This is a genomic window from Mesorhizobium sp. P2_A12, assembly GCF_056405075.1.
Genome location: NZ_JBFUCU010000001.1, coordinates 460,954 through 477,843 on the forward strand (window position 1 = coordinate 460,954; position 16,890 = coordinate 477,843).

Here is a 16,890-nt window from a genome sequence, read left to right on the forward strand (position 1 = left end):
CCATCGGCCTTGTTGTTTTGGGGTACACGCGCGAGCGGCAGCGTGGCGCCAGGAATATGAAATAATAATTCCAATCCATAGTCAATATGGAATGAGCATTCCCTGGTCTAAAATTGTCTTTGAGGTGCCTGCTAGGCCTTGCGCCTGCGGCCCGTGCTGCGCCGTTTTTCGCCGACGCCGACGGTCAGCGCCATGGCCAGCGCCATCGTCGCCGACAGCGAGCGGAAGCCGGCGAAATCCGCCTCGGCCACCTCGAACCAGATGCTGGCGAACTGGGCGAGCGGCGAAAACGAGCTATCGGTGATGGCGACGATCGGCACGCCCTGTTCCGAAATGCTGCGCGCCTCGTCGATGGTGGCCGGCGCGTAAGGCGAGAAGCTGATGGCGATGACGGCATCCGCCGGCGTGGCGAATGCGATCATCTCGGCGTTCAGCCCGGCGGCCGATTCGATCAGCTGGTTGCGGATCTTCAGCTTGGCCAGCGCATAGGCGATGTAGGACGCCACCGGATAGGAGCGGCGCTTGGCCAGCACGTAGATGGTCTCCGCCTTTGCCAGCAGGGAAATCGCGTCTTCCAGATGCGCGTCGTCCAGCGTGCGCGAAATGTCGTTGAGCGAGGTGCTGGCGGCGGCGACGAAGCCGTCGAAGATCGCTCGGTGACCGGCGGCGCCCTCGGCCTTGGCCCGCAGCGCCTGCAGGCGTTCATCATAGGAGGAATTGCGCTCGCGCAGCCGCTCGCGAAACACCTGCTGCAGGCTGGTGAAACCGTCGAAGCCGAGTTGCTGGGCAAAGCGGATCAACGTCGACGGCTGCACGCCGGCCGAAGCGGCGATGCTGGCGGCGGTGCCGAAGGCGATGTCGTCGGGATTGTCGAGCGCATAGGCGGCGATCTGGGCGATGCGCTTGGGCAGGCTTTCGCGCCGGTCCAGGATGGTGGCGCGCAGCGTCTCGAAGTCGCGAGGTACCCGTTCGTCCATCGTCGCTCTGTCCAGGCTCATCTATGGGTACCCTCTCTGCCCCATCATAGCGAGCCTGCGCAAGAACGCCATAAAAAATGAGGCAGACATTCCATTCCAGGAGAAAATGGACTAATTCATCCATCCAACGCTTCAGGCAGTGGAGAAATGGAAAATGGTCGGCGTCGGTCTCATCGGCACGGGTTTCATGGGCAAGTGTCACGCCATCGCATGGAGTGCCGTCGGCGCCGTCTTTCCCGACGTGCCCAAGCCCCGGCTCGTCCATCTCGGCGAGGTCAATGAGGACCTCGCCAGGCGCAAGGCCGGCGAGTTCGGCTTCGCCAAGGCGTCCGGCGACTGGCGCGCCGTCGTCAACGACCCGGATGTCGATATCGTCTCGCTGACCACGCCCAACCAGTTCCATCCGGAGATGGCCATCGCCATCCTCGAGGCCGGCAAGCATCTGTGGTGCGAAAAGCCTATGGCGCCGAGCTTCGCCGAGGCCGAAGCCATGGCGGCGGCGGCGAAGAAGTCGGGCAAGGTCGCCGCCCTCGGCTACAACTACATCCAGAGCCCGGCCATCCGCCACATCGGCGCGCTTCTCGACGAGAAGGTCATCGGCGAGGTCAACCATCTGCGCATCGAGATGGACGAGGACTTCATGGCCGACCCGGAGGCGCTGTTCTTCTGGAAGCACGAAGCGGCTTCCGGTTATGGCGCGCTCGACGATTTCGCCGTGCATCCGCTGTCGCTGGTCTCCGCCTTGTTCGGCCGCGTCGCCAGCGTCATCTGCGACATGGCCAAGCCCTATGCCGATCGCAAGCTCGCCGCCGGCGGCCGCCGCGCGGTCGAGACCTATGACATCGCCAGCGTGCTGATGCATCTGGAAAACGGCATTGCCGGCACGCTGCTGGTCAACCGCTCGGCCTGGGGCCGCAAGGGCCGCATCGCCATCCAGATCTTCGGCTCGAAGGGGTCGATCCTGTTCGACCAGGAGCGGATGAACGAATTCCAGCTCTATCTTACCGCCGATCGTCCGACCGAACAGGGTTATCGCACCATTTTGGTGGCGCCGCACCACAAGCCCTATGACGCCTTCCTGCCGGCGCCCGGCCATGGCCTCGGCTTCAACGATCTCAAGATCATCGAGTGCCACGAACTGTTGACGCGGCTGGCCGGCAAGCCGGCGCGGATCATCGAGTTTGCCGAAGGGCTGGAGATCGAGCGCACCGTGCACGCGATGGCGCGCTCGTTCGAGGAAAAGCGCTGGGTCGATGTGAGGTAGTCTGCTTCGCGATGGATCGCCTCAGCCGCTTGCGACCTGGGCGGCGTTCGTCTCCCACCCGTTCACCCACACCTGCCGCAAACGATCGCCTTCGCCCTTGAACCGTAGCCCCGTCGCCTGGCAATCCTCGATCCGGTCGCTGCGGAAATTGCGGATCGCCTGGCGCAGCTCGCACCAGGCAACGATGTTGGCGGTTTCGGCGTAATAGATCAGCGCAATCGGGCGGATGAGGCGCTCGGAGGCGCGGCCAAGCTCGTCGCGATAGGACAGGTCGAGCTTCTCCTCGTCGCGGATGGCGCGGCGCACCAGCGCCAGATCGACCGCACCGACCGAGGGCGCGGCGAATCCCCACGCATGCAACGCATTGGCGTCGAATGTCTGGCGCAAGGGCGGCGGCACCGCGCCGGCGATCTTGGCGCTGACACGCTTGGCCGCCTGCTTAAGCTCGCTGTCACCCGTGCGTTCCAGCAGCGCGAGCGACAGAACGATCGCCTCCATCTCCTCGATCGAAAACATCAGCGGCGGCAGGTCGAAACCGGGGCGCAGGATGTAGCCGATGCCGCGCCCGCCCTCGATCGGCACGCGCATCGCCTGAAGTGCTGCAATATCGCGATAGACGGAGCGCACCGTCACTTCCAGCTTTTCAGCCATCATGGCAGCCGTCACCGGCTGCCTCGCCAGCCGCACGATCTGGATGATCTCGAACAGTCGCGATGCCTTGCGCATTTCCTCACCCACTCCGATCGCAACTGACACTACATCGTCAGTAGGGCTGACTTATACGACTGCCTATCGAATTGAAAATCAACATATTCCTCAACGGCATGGCCGGGCGAGGCGACAGGCAACTGACATGAATTATGCGGAAAATCTCTGGCTGTTCTTCCTCCTCCTGTTCGGCATCATCATCGTGCCCGGCATGGACATGCTTTTCGTGCTTGCCAATGCACTGACCGGTGGCGGCAACAGAGGCCTTGCCGCCACCGGCGGCATCATGCTGGGCGGCATGGTGCATACGCTGAACGGCGCTGTCGGCGTCGGCCTGCTGATGCATTTCGTGCCGATCCTCTACGATCCGCTGCTGATTGTCGGCGCTGCTTACATGGCCTTTATCGGCCTGACGCTGATGCGCAGCTCGATCAAGGTCGGCGATGGCGGGCCTGCCGGCAGCCGCTCCGCATGGAAGGCGTTTCGCCAGGGACTGGTGATCTGCCTGATCAATCCCAAAGCCTATCTCTTCGTCTTTGCGGTCTATCCGCAATTTCTGAAGCCGGCCTACGGTCCGATCTGGATACAGGCGGCCATCATGGGATTGATGACGGTCGCCGTGCAGTTTGCCGTCTATGGCGGGCTCGCCATCACCGCCGGGCGCAGCCGCAATCTGCTGGTCGCCAATCCACGGGCGACCGCATTTGCCGGCCGGGCGGCCGGACTGCTTCTGGTCGCGGTGTCGGTGCTGACCGCCTGGCAAGGTTTGAAGGCGGCATGAATCCAGATCATGCCGCCCACTTCCATGCCGGCGTTGCCAGTCGCGTCAGGCGGCTCCCTGCCGGCTGTCGATGATGGCGCGGCGCACCGAGCGCCGCCACTCGACGGCGCCGGCAAGGCCGTGCAGCACGGTCTCGGTGGTCGCCCAGTCGATGCAGCCATCCGTGATGCTCTGGCCGTAGACGAGCGGCTTGCCGGGCATCACGTCCTGCCGCCCGGCGACGAGATTGCTCTCGATCATGACGCCGATGATGCGCTCGTCGCCCGCCGTGACCTGGCCCGCGACATCGGCCGCCACCTTGGGCTGGTTCTCGGGCTTCTTTGAGCTGTTGGCGTGGCTGACATCGATCATCAGCCGAGGTGCGACGCCGATGCGGGCGAGTTCGACCGAGGCCGCCTCGACGCTCGCCGCGTCATAGTTGGGCTGAACGCCGCCGCGCAGGATGACGTGGCAGTCTTCATTGCCGGTGGTCGTCGCGATGCCGCTGCGTCCGCCCTTGGTCACCGCCATGAAATGGTGCGGCTGGGCGGCCGATTTCACCGCCTCCGCGGCGATCCGCAGATTGCCGTCGGTGCCGTTCTTGAAGCCGACCGGGCAGGACAGGCCCGATGCCAGCTCGCGGTGGATCTGGCTCTCGGTCGTGCGCGCGCCGATGGCGCCCCAGGCGACGAGGTCGGCAATGTATTGCGGCGTGGTCATGTCGAGGAATTCGGTCGCCGCCGGCAGGCCGAGATTGTTGACGGCCGACAGCACGTTGCGCGCCATCCGCAGCCCCTTGTCGATGTTGAAGCTGCCGTCGAGGTCGGGATCGTTGATCAGCCCCTTCCAGCCGACCGTCGTGCGCGGCTTCTCGAAATAGACCCGCATCACGATCTCGAGCCGGTCCGCCAGACTTTCGCGCAGCGCCGCCAGACGGCTGGCATAGTCCACGGCAGCGACCGGGTCGTGGATCGAACAGGGGCCCACGATGACGAGCAGCCGGTCGTCGGTGCCGTTCAATATGGCATGGATGGCATTGCGTGAGGCGCTCACGGTGCGCGTCGCCGTCAGCGTGCGCGGGATCTCCCGCATCACCTGGTCCGGCGTACTCAGTTCCCTGATTTCCTTGACCCGAAGGTCATCTGTGGTGGTCAACACGGCTTTCTGCTCCTGATTGGGAGACCTGCCGGCTGAAACAAAAAAGCCGCCAGGTCTGGCGGCTGTTCGGATCTTGTTGCTGCAATCTTCAGATCGAGCGCAATCCTCCCGCCGCCAGCGAGCTCCTAAAGTACCAATACGTGGCGGTCAGGTTGATCATGAGGCTCATATAGTCGAATCGGAGGCGCTTGTCACGTCCCCCCTCAATTTGAAATGTGCTCGTGGCCCTGCGGAAACCAGATGCCGCGTCGAAACCAGTTGGCTCCGCCCATATTGGGCACGACGTGATTTTGTTCGAGATCGTTCATGTCCTTGATGATCTCGATGCTGACAATTTTCTCGGCGGACCCGAAGGCAAGCACGAAGAGTTGCAGCGCATCGGCTTCCGACCGGGCGGTGATGCCGACACCAAGATGGCCGCTTAGCGTGATCCAATATGGATGCATCGAACCGAGGTTCTACTCACCGATCACCCCGGCAATGTTCTGGTCGTAGTCGACCAGCGACCCGGTCATGACGCCCGCTTGCGGGCTGATCATATAGCTGATCAGCCGGGCGAGCTGCGCCGGCTTGACCAGTTGCCCCATCGGCTGCGCGGCTTCGGCCTTCTCCAGCCAGTCGTCCGGAGCGTCGTGCCATTTCTTCTGCACGATCGCCTCGCCCTCAGTGTCCATCCAGCCGGGCAGCACGGCGTTGCAGCGGATGCGGTTCTTTCGATAGGAGCTGGCGACATTCTTGGTCAGCGTCATCAGCGCGCCTTTGCTGGTCGAATAGGGCGTCAGGAAGGACTGGCCGGCATGCGCCGACATCGACAGCACGTTGACGATCGAACCCGGCGCCTTGCGCTCCAAGAGGTGGGCGACCAGCCCCTGCATGAGGAAGAAGGGTCCACGCACATTGGTGTCGAAGATCTGGTCGAAAAGCTCTTCGCTCGTCTCGACCAGCGAACCGCGTGCCGACGTCGCTGCGGCATTGACCAGGGCGTTGATGGTGCCGAAATGCGAGATTGCGGTCGCGACGGCGCGCTTGCAGTCGGCGACCTTCGAGACGTCGGCGCTGATGAAGATCGCGTCGACGCCCGATTTCTTGAAATGGGCGACGGCCTTGTCGCCCTTCTCCTGCGAGCGGCCGATCAGCGCCAAAGCCTGGCAGCCCTCGTCGGCCAGTGCCTCGGCGACGGCAAAGCCGATACCTTGCGCGCCGCCAGTGACGATGGCGCGCGTTTCACGATTGCGAGCGGCTGATGTGCTCATCGCTGGGCTCCTGTACCTGGTGATCTTACTTTGCCGTGTCGAGACGGACGGTCTTGCCCGATGTGGCCGATTTCAGCGCCGCATCGGCGAGCTTCAGCGCCACGAGCCCGTCGGCGCCGCTTGGCGCCGCCTTCTTGCCTGAGGTCGCCGCTGCGATGAAGGCAGCGATCTCATTGGCATAGGCGTCGAGGTAGCGGGTCATGAAGAAGTCGTGCAGCGGCGGGCGCGTATAGCCCTTCTCGTTGGCCAGTTCGATCGACACCGGACGCTGGTTCTCGGCCGCGATCATGCCTTTCGAGCCATGCACCTCGATGCGCTGGTCATAGCCATAGGTGGCGCGGCGCGAATTGGAGATGACGGCCTGCTTGCCGGAAGCGGTCTCCAGGATGACGCTGACGCTGTCGAAATCGCCGGCGGCGCCGATCTTCTTGTCGACCAGCACCGAGGCGTGCGCGCTGACCGCCACCGGCTCCTCGCCGAGCAGGAAGCGCGCCATGTCGAAATCATGGATGGTCATGTCGCGGAAAATGCCGCCCGAGCGCTTGATGTAGTCGATCGGCGGCGCACCTGGATCGCGCGAGGTGATGGTCACCATCTCGACGGCGCCGATGGCGCCGTCGTCGATCGCCTTGCGCACGGCGGCGAAATGCGGATCGAAGCGCCGGTTGAAGCCGACCATCAGCGTCGCCCTGGCCTTCTCGACCACGGCCAGGCACTTCTCGACGCGCTTGACGTCGAGGTCGATCGGCTTCTCGCAGAAGATCGCCTTCCCGGCCTTGGCGAAACGCTCGATCAGATCGGCATGGGTGTCGGTCGGCGTGCAGATGACGACGGCGTCGATGTCCTTGGATTTTTCGATGGCGTCGATGCTGCGCACCTCGGCGCCATAGGCGGTCGCCAGCTCGGTCGCCGCTTTCTCGAAGGCGTCGGCAACGGCAACCAGTTTGGCCTGCGGGTTGGAGCCGACGGCGCGGGCGTGGACCTTGCCGATGCGGCCGGCACCGAGGAGGGCGAAGCGGAGTACCATGGAATGTCCTTTGAGGATGGTTCGAAGCAAGGCGCCGGTCATGGGCGCGGGTGATGTTCCGGTCAAGACGACATCGACAGGAAGGCGGTGACCACCGCCTCCTTGCCCGGCCCTAGGCCGTGAGTTCCGCCTCTCCGGTCTTGGCGCCGGTGATGTAGGAGACGATATCGTTTCCGTCGGTGTCCTGCTTGCGCAGGTTGGCGACGATGCGGCCGCGGCGGAAGACGACGATGCGGTCGCAAAGGTCGAACACCTGGCGCATGTTGTGGCTGATCAGGATCAGCGGCTCGCCATTGTCCTTCAGCGTGCGGATGATGTTTTCGACCTGTGCGGTCTCCTGCACGCCAAGGGCTGCCGTCGGCTCATCCATGATGATCAGCTTGGAGGCGAAGGTCGCGGTTCGGGCGATCGCCACGCACTGGCGCTGGCCGCCCGACATGTGGCGGATGGTGTTGGACAGATTGGGGATTTTCACCGCCGTGCGGACAAGTGCGGCCTCGGTCGCCTTGCGCATGTATTTGCGATCCAGGATCGAGAACGGCCCGAGATTGAACAGCACCTTTTCGCGCCCGAGGAACAGGTTCGACGGCACGTCGAGGTCGTCGGCCAGCGCCAGGTTCTGGAACACCGTCTCGATGCCCGCCTCGCGCGCCGCGATCGGTCCGGTGAAGTTCACTTCCTTGCCGTCGAACCAGATCTTGCCGTCGGTGCGTTGCTCGACGGCGGTGATCTGGCGCACGAAGGTCGACTTGCCGGCGCCGTTGTCGCCCATGATGGCGACATGCTCGCCCTTGCGCAGCTCGAAGTTCGCGCCTTCCAGCGCATGCACGCCGCCATAGCGCTTGGTCAGGTTTTCGGTCTTCAGGACGATGTCTGCCATGATCAAGCCCTCATTGCCCTAAGGCGTTGACGCCACTGGTCGAGAACGACTGCGCCGACGATGATCACGCCCTTGACCATCTCCTGGTAGTAGGCGTCGAGGCGCAGGAAGGTGAAGCCGGAGATGATGACACCGAAGATCAGCGAGCCGATCACCGTACCGACGATCGAGCCGCGGCCGCCCGACAAGGAGACGCCGCCGATGACCGCCATGGCGATCGCGTCGAGTTCGTACATCACGCCCATGCCCGACTGCGCGGTGAGGTTCTTGGAACTGAGCACCACGGCTGCGAGCGCGGCGAGCACGCCGGCGATGACGTAGACGAGGATCTTGTGGTTGGCGATCTTGATGCCGGACATGCGCGCGGCGTCCTCGTTGGAGCCGATCGCGTAACAGTGCTTGCCGTATCGCGTGTAGGTCATGATCAGCTGGAACAGCACCGCCAGCGACAGGAAGATGATGACCGGCATCAGGCCTTTGCCGATTGCAGCGAAACTGTCGGTGGGAAACGAGATCGGCTGTCCCTTGGACCACCATTTGGCGATGCCGCGCGCCGTCACCATCATGCCGAGCGTGGCGATGAACGGCGGAATGCGCGTATAGGCAATCAAGGCGCCGTTGACCAGGCCGGCGAACAGCCCGCAGCTGATCGCGACCAGCAGCGGCACGATGACAGGCAGGTCGGTCCAACCTTGCGCGAGGAACATCGCCTTGGGGTTGGGATTGCCATTGACGGTCGCAACCTGGGCAAAACTCATGGCGATCATCGCTGTCGCGCCGACGATCGAACCCGAGGACAGGTCGATGCCGCCGGTGATGATCACTTGCGTCACGCCGATGGCGATGATGCCGACGATCGACACCTGCAGGATGATGATCTGCAGGCGCGCCTCGTTGAAGATCCCGCTGACGTCGCTGCGGGTGTTGAACAGGAAGCTGTCGCCGAGAAAGATCCGGCCGATCAGTTCGAAGACGATGACGAGGATGACAAGCGCCAGGAAAACGTTGATTTCGGCAGGCCACGTGCGCTTCTTCGCGTCGTAGCCGACCCCGCCGACGCCATGAGATGTCTGTGCCAAATCTTCTATCCTCCGTCAGCCGCGGTCGCCCCTCGCTGCCTTGCTGGCGCTGAGGGAAGGGGAGCGGCGCTGAAGCGCCGCTCCGTATGCCCGTTGCTCAGTTCTTCTTCAGGAACTTGTCGATGTTCGCCGGCGTCACCAGTTGGAAGGGGACGTAGACCTTGTGTTCGACCTTCTCGCCCTTGGACAGTTTCAACGCCGCGTCCAGCGCGCCCGCGCCCTGGCCGGCCGCGTCCTGGAACACGGTTGCGTCAAGGTCGCCGGCCTGCATCGCGGCAAGCGCGTCCTGGGTGGCGTCGACGCCGCCGACCACGACCGCCTTCATGTCGATGTTGGCGGCCTTCATCGCCTGGATGGCGCCGATGGCGCTTTCGTCATTGTTGGCGATGACGCCATCGAACGGCTTGCCGGTCGACAGCCAGTTGGTCATCAGGTTCTGGGCCTCGTCGCGGTTCCAGTTCGACGTCTGCTTGTCGATGATCTTGATGAAGCTGCAATCCGGCGTGGCGATCACCTCTTCAATATCCTTGGTGCGCTGCACGGCGGCCTGGTTGGACAGCTCGCCCATGATCACATAGACATTGGCTTCCTTCTTGCCGGCTTCCTTGAACAGGCGGCAGACTTCCTTGGTCTCGAGCGTGCCGGAATCGGCCTCGTTCGAAGCGACGAAGGCCTGGTTTTCCGGCAGCTTGTCGACATTGACCGGTTCGCGGTTGACGTAGACCAGCGGGATCTTGGCGGCAGCTGCGGCGTCCGACATTGCCTGCGTGGCCGAGGTGTCGACCGGATTGACGATGATCGCGTCGACGCCGGAGGCGGCGAAGTTCTTGATCTGGTCAAGCTGCTTGGCGACGTCGTTCTGCGCGTCCTCGACCTGCAGCTCCACACCGCTCATGCCCTTGGCCTGCTCGATCATGCCGTTGCGCAGCACGGTCAGGAAGTTGTCGTCGAACTTGGCCATCGATACGCCGACCTTGGCGGCCATGGCGGATGAACTCATCAGCGCCGCGAAAGCGACGCCCAAAATCAGTTTCTTCATTGTGTTTCTCCTCCACATATTGGTGTCCGGTTGCACCGATCTATCCGGAATCCCCGATCTCCCCGGGGAATCTCTCCCGATGTCATTTCAGTCCCGGGTGACGTTTCCCGTTTGCTGGAACGTCAAACCCTCTGTTTGAAACAGATGTTCCGGAACGAAAGAACCAAAATATATAGCTGGTGAAATATTTATTCCATTTTGCCTCTAGGCGTCAAGGGAGATTCCAAAACCGGATGCGCGATTTTCGGATGACGGGCGCCCATCACTTCGTCATCCCAGGGGCTCTGCGACGCTGCTTCGCTCCTGCTCCGCCCTGGGATGACGAAGTTCAGGTGTCTCAGCCAATCTTGAAGGTCGACAGCGCTAGATATTTTCCGGCAGATAGATATCGAACGGCAGGAAGGTCTGGCCCGGCGCGTTCGCCGCACCCGTTTCGATGGCATGTGCCATCAGGTCGACCAGCTCGCGGCAAAGCGCTGCCAGCGGCGTCGAGATCACCATCGTCAGGACACCGTCCGCCAGGGCGGAGCGCGATATGGCTGTGATCTCGTTGCAGATGACGGCGGGCATATCTGCGGGCTTTGCTTGCCTTAGTGCCGCGACCGCGCCTTCCATGCCGCCGCCGGCGACATAGCAGCCGACGAGATCGGGGTGCTGGCCGAGGAGGTCGAGCAGCGTGTCCTGCGTGATCTGGTTGGCTTCCAGGTTGACCAATGTCTCAAGCAAGGTGAATTCCGGCGCCTGCTCGCGAAAGAAGGAGCGAAAGCCGATCTCGCGCAGCTCATGGCCGTGGAAACGATGGCTGCCGACGAACAGCGCGACCTTGCCGGGCCGTTTGGCGGCCTTCGAAATCATCCAGGCGGCGGTGCGGCCGACCTTGCGGTTGTCGAGGCCGACATAGCCCTCGCGAATGCCGGCGGCGAAGTCGGACAGCAGGGAAAACACCGGCAGTCCTTTCGCCTTCATCTCCTCGACGGCGACCGTCAGCGTCGGGTGATCCGGCCCGACCAAGGCGACGGCTCTGCATTTGGCCGCCAGCCTGCGCGCTCGCTCGACGATTTCATCGGGAGCCAGCGAGTCCGCGAAGTCGATGATGGCGACACCGCGGAAACGCGGCGACCGCGACACGGCGAGTTCAAGCTCGCGTGCGAAGTCGCTGTAGAAGACATAATTGCCCTTGAGCAGCAGGAAGCCCAGCCGGTACTCCGGCAATTCATGGCGCATTCGCTGCTTGATCAGGCCGGCCGCGTGATAGCCGATCTCGGTTGCCGCCTCGTAGACGCGGCGTGCCGTGTCCTCGCGCACCGGCAGGCGGCTGTTGAGCACACGGTCCACCGTGGCAACGCTGACACCGGAGATGCGCGCCAGATCGGTGATGGTCGGCCGTTTTGCCATGCTTGCCTCATCGGATTGCCCAGCCCGTCTTACATCATTCTGATAGGAAATGATAGAAACTATCTTTGTGATGTTGAGTCTATCATGCGTTGGCGTTATTTTCAGCCTCGAAGCCAATGGATATCGGGCATTCGCCTGGCGAGTGTCTTGCCCTGGGAGGCAATCATGTCCACAACGCCGTCCCGGCGTGACTACAGCCTGATCGGCCGCGACGCCAAGCTCGCCGTCGAGACCGGCCTGTCGGCGGCCGAGTGGTATCACACCGACATCCCGCGCAAGCAGATGAAGGAGCTGATGCAGCGCTCCGACGGACCGGCGATCCGCGATACCATCATCTGGCTCGCCGCCCTGATCCTCAGCGGCGCCGGCGCCGCCTGGTTCTGGGGCACGTGGTGGTGCGTGCCGTTCTTCTTCGTCTACGGCGTGCTCTACGGCTCATCCACCGATTCACGCTGGCATGAATGCGGCCACGGCACCGCCTTCCGCACGCAGTGGATGAATGATGTGATCTATCAGATCGCCTGCTTCATGATCATGCGCAATCCGGTGACCTGGCGCTGGAGCCACACGCGCCACCACACCGACACCATCATCGTCGGCCGCGACCCGGAAATCTCGGTCATGCGGCCACCGGACCTGGTTCGCGTCGTCCTGGCCTTTGTCGGTGTGCTCGATGCCTGGCATGCGATGAGCGACATGCTGCGCAACGCGGCCGGCAACATCAGCGCGGCCGAAAAGACCTTCATCCCCGAGCAGGAGCAGCCAAGGGCAATCCGCTTCGCCCGCATCTGGACTGCGATCTATGCAGCCACCATCGCACTGGCGCTCTATACCGGTTCGTTCCTGCCCTTGATGCTGGTCGGCCTGCCCAGGCTCTACGGCGCCTGGCATCATGTCATGGTCGGGCTGCTGCAGCATGGCGGCCTGGCCGACAACGTCACCGACCACCGTCTCAACAGCCGCACCGTCTACATGAACCCGATCAGCCGATTCATCTATTGGAACATGAACTACCATGTCGAGCATCACATGTTTCCTATGGTGCCCTACCACGCGTTGCCCAAGCTGCATGAGCTGATCAAGCACGATTTGCCGGCGCCGACGCCGTCGATCCTGGCCGGCTATCGCGAGATGATCCCGGCCTTCCTGCGCCAATTGCGCAACGAAGACTATTTCCTCAAGCGCGAGCTGCCGCCCACCGCCAGGCCATATCGCGAGGAATTCCACAACGATGCCGTCGCGGCGGCCGAGTGATCGTGCAGCTATCCGATTTCCACGGGAGGACTGAATGAGCGACTGGGTCGAGGCCTGCGCCGCGGGTGATATCGATGAAGAGGATGTGATGCGCTTCGATCATGGCGGCCGCACCTTCGCCATCTATCGCAGCCCGGACGATGACTATTTCGCCACCGACGGTCTGTGCACCCACGAAAAGGTGCATCTCGCCGATGGCCTGGTGATGGACGACATCATCGAATGCCCCAAGCACAATGGCCGCTTCAACTACAAGACGGGGGACGCCCGTGGCGCGCCGGTCTGCGTCAACCTCAGGACCTATCCGGTCAAGGTCGACGCCGGCAAAGTCCTCATCCAGGTCGGATAACTGGTATGGCGCGAGGGATGGTCATCATCGGAGCCGGCGAATGCGGCGGCCGGGCGGCACTGGCGTTGCGCGATCTCGGCTATGACGGGCCGGTGACACTGGTCGGCGACGAGCCGCATCTGCCTTACGAGCGCCCGCCTCTATCCAAGGAGGCGATGGTCAGCGAGGCGCCCGAAATCAAGGCGATCGCCAGTGATGAGTTGCTGGCTGAAAAATCGATCCGCCATATGCATTCCGTTCAGGCCGTGGCGATCGACCGTGCGGCGCATATGGTGCGTCTGTCGGACGGTTCGGCCCTGCCCTACGAAAAGCTGATGCTGGCCACTGGTTCGACCCCGCGCAAGCTGCCGATGCCGGGATTGGGTTCGCGCTGCGTCTATCTCCGCACCTTCGCCGATGCGCTGGCCATTCGCGCCCATCTCAGCGCCGGCAAGCGTATCGCCATTGTCGGCGGCGGCTTCATCGGCCTCGAACTCGCTGCCGCGGCCCGCAAGCTGGGCGCTTCGGTCACCGTCATCGAGGCGCAGCCGCGCATCCTGATGCGTGGGGTGCCGGCCGAGACCGCCGAAATCATCCATGCTGCGCATGTTGCCGAGGGTGTGAGCATCTTGTGTGGAGACGGCATCGCGTCCGTCGATGACGACGGAAAAGAGGTTCGCGTGACGCTTGCCGGCGGACGGGAGATATCAGCCGATCTCGCCGTTATCGGCATCGGCGCCGTGCCGGTGACCGGGCTGGCGGCCGAAGCGGGGCTGACCATCGACAACGGCATCGCCGTCGATGCCGAGCTGCGCAGCAGCGATCCCGACATCTTCGCCGCCGGCGATTGCTGCTCGTTTCCACTCGCCGTCTATGGCGGCCGCCGCGTGCGGCTGGAAGCCTGGCGCAACGCCCAGGAACAGGGTGCGCTGGCCGCCAGGAACATGTTGGGCGCCGGCGAGGCGCATGCCACGGTGCCGTGGTTCTGGTCGGATCAGTATGGCTTGTCCCTGCAGATCGCCGGGCTTTCCGACGAAGGCCGCAGCATCGTGCGCCGCGATCTCGGCGACGGCGCCTTTATCCTCTTCCATCTGGACGAAGACGGCAGGCTGGTGGCGGCCAGCGGCATCGGTCCCGGAAATGCGGTCGCCCGCGACATCAGGCTCGCCGAAATGCTGATCGGCAAACGGGCGAAGCCGGCGCCGGAAGCACTTGGCTCGCAGGCCATCAAGCTGAAGTCGTTGCTGGCGGCGTAGAGAAAGCTTCGGTGCAGGACGTCGGTTCCGGCTCAAGAGCCTGAAACCGCACCTTAGAAAAGCGCCTTCAGCTCCGCCAGCTTGTCGTTGACCAGCCAGCCGTAATAATTCTCCTCGGGCAGCTTTTCAGGCTCGCCGGCGGCGCGGCGCCTGTCGTTCTCCGCCTTCAGCGCTTCGGCGCGCTGCTCCGGATTGCCGACATTGTAGAGCGTGGCGGTGAGCCCCGGATTTCCCGAAATGTCGAAGCCGGCAATGTTCTTGTAGGCGTCGATCGATTTCCGGATCGTCGCCGCGACGTAAGGCAGCGTCAGGTCCGGATCCATTATGGTCTTGTAGACCGAGTTGGGATCGGCGACGTCGAGCTTCGGCAAGCCCGAAACCTTGTGCACGAGATCGCTCATCTGCAAGGCCGTCAGCGGGTTGAGCTGGCCGAGGCCGAAGGTCTGGCCGGCGTAATAGGGCTGGAAGAAGGTGGCGCCGAAACGGTCGTCCGGGAAGCTCTCGCCACCGACGCTTTTGCCGCGAAACGAATGGTTCCACACCTGCTCGCGGCATTCCCACAGATCATAGCTGTCCGAAACCCCGGCGCACTTCTTGAATTCCGGCCGCTGCACAAAATCGGTGATGTCCTCGCCGTCATAGGCGAAGGTCAGCTTGCTGGAGAGATAGGAAATCGCCTTGACGTAGTAGGTCTGCAGCCGGTCGTAGGCGTCGACATTGTAGGTGTGCTCGCCGACGATGGCGCCGACGACGTGCAGGGGATCAATGCCGTAGGCCGCGGCGGCCTTCTTGATCTTGCCGCGCAGGTCGGCGTCGTTCTGCAGCAAGGCGTAGACCTTGCGGTACTTCGCCTGGAAGGTGGTGTTGGTGGCCTGCGTGCGCCGGCTCGAAGCGCCGGGAATATCGGGCTGCTCGGCGTTGCGGTTTCCTGGCGGCACCAATGTCGCCGCATCGGCGGCGAACAGCGTCGCCGCCAGCGTCAAGCCGAGAATGACCAGGATCAGTTTTTTCATGCGCCGCCGCCTGCAGATATTGCCGCGCAAACTAGGTAGTGCTCTTGGTCGAGTCGAGAGCGCCCCATCCGCCGGCAAGACGAAAGGTGACCAGATGGTGCCATCTGGTCACACATGATTCTGTTTGCCGGACTGTGTTGCGTCACTTTGAAGAAGCCGGCGCCGGAGTGACCCGGCGCCGTCCTTTAAAGGATGAATCGCGACAAATCTGTGTTTCTGGAGAGGTCGCCGACATGCTTTTCCACATAGGCGGCGTCGATGGTGACCGCAGTGCCGTTGCGGTCGGGCGCGTCATAGGAGATCTCGTCCAGCACCCGCTCCATCACCGTCTGCAGCCGCCTTGCGCCGATATTCTCGACGCTGGCATTGAGGTCGACGGCGATGCCGGCCAGCGAATCGATGGCGTCATCGGTGAAGGTCAGGTCGACGCCCTCGGTCTTCATCAGCGCGATATACTGCTTGATCAGGCTGGCTTCGGTCTCGGTCAGGATGCGGACGAAATCGTCCTTCTCCAGCGCCCGCAGTTCGACGCGGATCGGCAAACGGCCCTGCAATTCCGGCAACAGGTCCGACGGCTTCGAGACATGGAATGCCCCGGAGGCGATGAACAGGATGTGGTCGGTCTTCAACGGTCCATATTTGGTCGCCACCGTGGTGCCTTCGATCAGCGGCAGCAGGTCGCGCTGCACCCCTTCACGGGAAACGCCGGCACCCATGCCGCCTTCACGCGACGCGATCTTGTCGATCTCGTCGAGGAAGACGATGCCGTCATTCTCCGTCGCATCCAGCGCCCGGCGCACCACCTCCTCCTGGTCGAGCAACTTGTCGGACTCGTCGCCGACCAGCAGCGCGTAGGACTCCTTGACCGTCGTCTTGCGCGTCTTGGTCTTCTTGCCGCCCATCGCCTTCGACAGCATGTCGTTGATGTTCAACACGCCGATATTGGCGCCCGGCATGCCGGGAATCTCGAAGCCGGGCATGCCGCCACTGCCGGTGTCGGCCACTTCGATCTCGATCTCCTTGTCGTCGAGTTCGCCGTCGCGCAGCTTCTTGCGGAAGCTATCGCGGGTCGCCGGGCTCGCCGTCTTGCCGACCAGCGCCTCCAGCACGCGTTCCTCGGCGTTGATGTGGGCGCGTGCCTTGACGTCCTCGCGCATCTTCTCGCGCACCAGGCCGATGGCGATCTCGACCAGGTCGCGGATGATCTGCTCGACATCGCGGCCGACATAGCCGACTTCGGTGAACTTGGTTGCCTCGACCTTGACGAAAGGCGCCCCGGCAAGGCGCGCAAGGCGGCGTGAAATCTCGGTCTTGCCGACGCCCGTCGGCCCGATCATCAGGATGTTCTTCGGCATCACCTCTTCGCGCATCTGGCCTTCCAGCTGCTGGCGGCGCCAGCGGTTGCGCAGGGCGATGGCCACGGCGCGCTTGGCGTCCTTCTGGCCGATGATGAAGCGGTCGAGTTCCGAAACGATTTCGCGGGGGGAGAATGTGCTCAT

General features: G+C 63.2%; 17 protein-coding genes. 5 read left to right on the plus strand and 12 right to left on the minus strand.

The window, feature by feature from the left end; genetic code table 11:
• Positions 1-131: 131 nt before the first annotated feature.
• Positions 132-977: a MurR/RpiR family transcriptional regulator gene (locus tag AC1DZU_RS02215; protein ID WP_477282204.1), complete on the minus strand. Its 846-nt coding sequence runs from the start codon at positions 975-977 to the stop codon at positions 132-134.
• Between the two features lie 154 nt (positions 978-1,131).
• Between AC1DZU_RS02215 and AC1DZU_RS02220 the strand changes: the two genes are divergently transcribed.
• Positions 1,132-2,241: a Gfo/Idh/MocA family protein gene (locus AC1DZU_RS02220; protein WP_477281323.1), complete on the plus strand. Its 1,110-nt coding sequence runs from the start codon at positions 1,132-1,134 to the stop codon at positions 2,239-2,241.
• Between the two features lie 21 nt (positions 2,242-2,262).
• Here the strand turns inward: AC1DZU_RS02220 and AC1DZU_RS02225 are convergent, their stop codons facing one another.
• Positions 2,263-2,967: a helix-turn-helix transcriptional regulator gene (locus tag AC1DZU_RS02225; protein ID WP_477281325.1), complete on the minus strand. Its 705-nt coding sequence runs from the start codon at positions 2,965-2,967 to the stop codon at positions 2,263-2,265.
• A gap of 127 nt (positions 2,968-3,094) precedes the next feature.
• Here AC1DZU_RS02225 and AC1DZU_RS02230 point away from each other — a divergent pair, with 127 nt between their 5' ends.
• A complete protein-coding gene (locus AC1DZU_RS02230) occupies positions 3,095-3,730 on the plus strand; it encodes a LysE family translocator (protein WP_477281327.1) in 636 nt (211 codons plus the stop codon).
• 45 nt (positions 3,731-3,775) lie between these two features.
• Here AC1DZU_RS02230 and AC1DZU_RS02235 read toward each other — a convergent pair whose 3' ends face one another.
• The 8 genes from AC1DZU_RS02235 to AC1DZU_RS02270 form a co-directional block, all read right to left on the minus strand.
• On the minus strand, positions 3,776-4,867 hold the full coding sequence (locus AC1DZU_RS02235) for a 3-deoxy-7-phosphoheptulonate synthase (RefSeq protein ID WP_477281330.1): 1,092 nt from the start codon (positions 4,865-4,867) through the stop codon (positions 3,776-3,778).
• A gap of 203 nt (positions 4,868-5,070) precedes the next feature.
• Positions 5,071-5,313, minus strand: coding sequence for a hypothetical protein (locus AC1DZU_RS02240; protein ID WP_477281332.1), 243 nt, complete (start codon positions 5,311-5,313; stop codon positions 5,071-5,073).
• 12 nt (positions 5,314-5,325) lie between these two features.
• Positions 5,326-6,120, minus strand: coding sequence for an SDR family oxidoreductase (locus AC1DZU_RS02245; RefSeq protein ID WP_477281334.1), 795 nt, complete (start codon positions 6,118-6,120; stop codon positions 5,326-5,328).
• A 25-nt stretch (positions 6,121-6,145) separates the two neighbouring features.
• Complete coding sequence (iolG, locus tag AC1DZU_RS02250; protein WP_477281336.1) at positions 6,146-7,147, minus strand: inositol 2-dehydrogenase; 1,002 nt, start codon at positions 7,145-7,147, stop codon at positions 6,146-6,148.
• Positions 7,148-7,259: 112 nt separating this feature from the next.
• Positions 7,260-8,027: an ATP-binding cassette domain-containing protein gene (locus AC1DZU_RS02255; protein ID WP_477281340.1), complete on the minus strand. Its 768-nt coding sequence runs from the start codon at positions 8,025-8,027 to the stop codon at positions 7,260-7,262.
• Positions 8,028-8,029: 2 nt separating this feature from the next.
• Entirely contained in the window at positions 8,030-9,106 is a 1,077-nt protein-coding gene (locus tag AC1DZU_RS02260; RefSeq protein ID WP_477281343.1) for an ABC transporter permease, read from the minus strand.
• Between the two features lie 97 nt (positions 9,107-9,203).
• Positions 9,204-10,145, minus strand: a complete 942-nt coding sequence (locus tag AC1DZU_RS02265; RefSeq protein ID WP_184873061.1) for a sugar ABC transporter substrate-binding protein — start codon at positions 10,143-10,145, stop codon at positions 9,204-9,206.
• A gap of 363 nt (positions 10,146-10,508) precedes the next feature.
• Entirely contained in the window at positions 10,509-11,540 is a 1,032-nt protein-coding gene (locus AC1DZU_RS02270) for a LacI family DNA-binding transcriptional regulator (protein WP_477281345.1), read from the minus strand.
• A gap of 165 nt (positions 11,541-11,705) precedes the next feature.
• On the opposite strand from AC1DZU_RS02270, the gene AC1DZU_RS02275 reads away from it, so the two are divergent.
• The 3 genes from AC1DZU_RS02275 to AC1DZU_RS02285 are packed head-to-tail and all read left to right on the plus strand — an operon-like array spanning position 11,706 to position 14,378.
• Entirely contained in the window at positions 11,706-12,794 is a 1,089-nt protein-coding gene (locus tag AC1DZU_RS02275) for a fatty acid desaturase family protein (protein ID WP_477281347.1), read from the plus strand.
• Between the two features lie 34 nt (positions 12,795-12,828).
• A complete protein-coding gene (locus tag AC1DZU_RS02280; protein WP_477281349.1) occupies positions 12,829-13,143 on the plus strand; it encodes a MocE family 2Fe-2S type ferredoxin in 315 nt (104 codons plus the stop codon).
• A gap of 5 nt (positions 13,144-13,148) precedes the next feature.
• Positions 13,149-14,378, plus strand: a complete 1,230-nt coding sequence (locus tag AC1DZU_RS02285) for an NAD(P)/FAD-dependent oxidoreductase (RefSeq protein ID WP_477281351.1) — start codon at positions 13,149-13,151, stop codon at positions 14,376-14,378.
• 53 nt (positions 14,379-14,431) lie between these two features.
• Here the strand turns inward: AC1DZU_RS02285 and AC1DZU_RS02290 are convergent, their stop codons facing one another.
• A complete protein-coding gene (locus AC1DZU_RS02290) occupies positions 14,432-15,391 on the minus strand; it encodes a DUF1402 family protein (protein WP_477281353.1) in 960 nt (319 codons plus the stop codon).
• Between the two features lie 185 nt (positions 15,392-15,576).
• Positions 15,577-16,890 carry an ATP-dependent protease ATPase subunit HslU gene (hslU, locus tag AC1DZU_RS02295; protein ID WP_477281355.1) on the minus strand — a complete coding sequence of 438 codons (1,314 nt, stop codon included), beginning with the start codon at positions 16,888-16,890 and terminating at the stop codon, positions 15,577-15,579.

Coding starts and splice junctions, on each gene's coding strand:
- AC1DZU_RS02215 (WP_477282204.1), bottom strand. CDS start 977: ATGGACGAACGGGTACCTCGCGACTTCGAGACGCTGCGCGCCACCATC.
- AC1DZU_RS02220 (WP_477281323.1), top strand. CDS start 1,132: ATGGTCGGCGTCGGTCTCATCGGCACGGGTTTCATGGGCAAGTGTCAC.
- AC1DZU_RS02225 (WP_477281325.1), bottom strand. CDS start 2,967: ATGCGCAAGGCATCGCGACTGTTCGAGATCATCCAGATCGTGCGGCTG.
- AC1DZU_RS02230 (WP_477281327.1), top strand. CDS start 3,095: ATGAATTATGCGGAAAATCTCTGGCTGTTCTTCCTCCTCCTGTTCGGC.
- AC1DZU_RS02240 (WP_477281332.1), bottom strand. CDS start 5,313: ATGCATCCATATTGGATCACGCTAAGCGGCCATCTTGGTGTCGGCATC.
- AC1DZU_RS02245 (WP_477281334.1), bottom strand. CDS start 6,120: ATGAGCACATCAGCCGCTCGCAATCGTGAAACGCGCGCCATCGTCACT.
- iolG (WP_477281336.1), bottom strand. CDS start 7,147: ATGGTACTCCGCTTCGCCCTCCTCGGTGCCGGCCGCATCGGCAAGGTC.
- AC1DZU_RS02255 (WP_477281340.1), bottom strand. CDS start 8,027: ATGGCAGACATCGTCCTGAAGACCGAAAACCTGACCAAGCGCTATGGC.
- AC1DZU_RS02265 (WP_184873061.1), bottom strand. CDS start 10,145: ATGAAGAAACTGATTTTGGGCGTCGCTTTCGCGGCGCTGATGAGTTCA.
- AC1DZU_RS02270 (WP_477281345.1), bottom strand. CDS start 11,540: ATGGCAAAACGGCCGACCATCACCGATCTGGCGCGCATCTCCGGTGTC.
- AC1DZU_RS02275 (WP_477281347.1), top strand. CDS start 11,706: ATGTCCACAACGCCGTCCCGGCGTGACTACAGCCTGATCGGCCGCGAC.
- AC1DZU_RS02280 (WP_477281349.1), top strand. CDS start 12,829: ATGAGCGACTGGGTCGAGGCCTGCGCCGCGGGTGATATCGATGAAGAG.
- AC1DZU_RS02285 (WP_477281351.1), top strand. CDS start 13,149: ATGGCGCGAGGGATGGTCATCATCGGAGCCGGCGAATGCGGCGGCCGG.
- AC1DZU_RS02290 (WP_477281353.1), bottom strand. CDS start 15,391: ATGAAAAAACTGATCCTGGTCATTCTCGGCTTGACGCTGGCGGCGACG.
- hslU (WP_477281355.1), bottom strand. CDS start 16,890: ATGAGCACATTCTCCCCCCGCGAAATCGTTTCGGAACTCGACCGCTTC.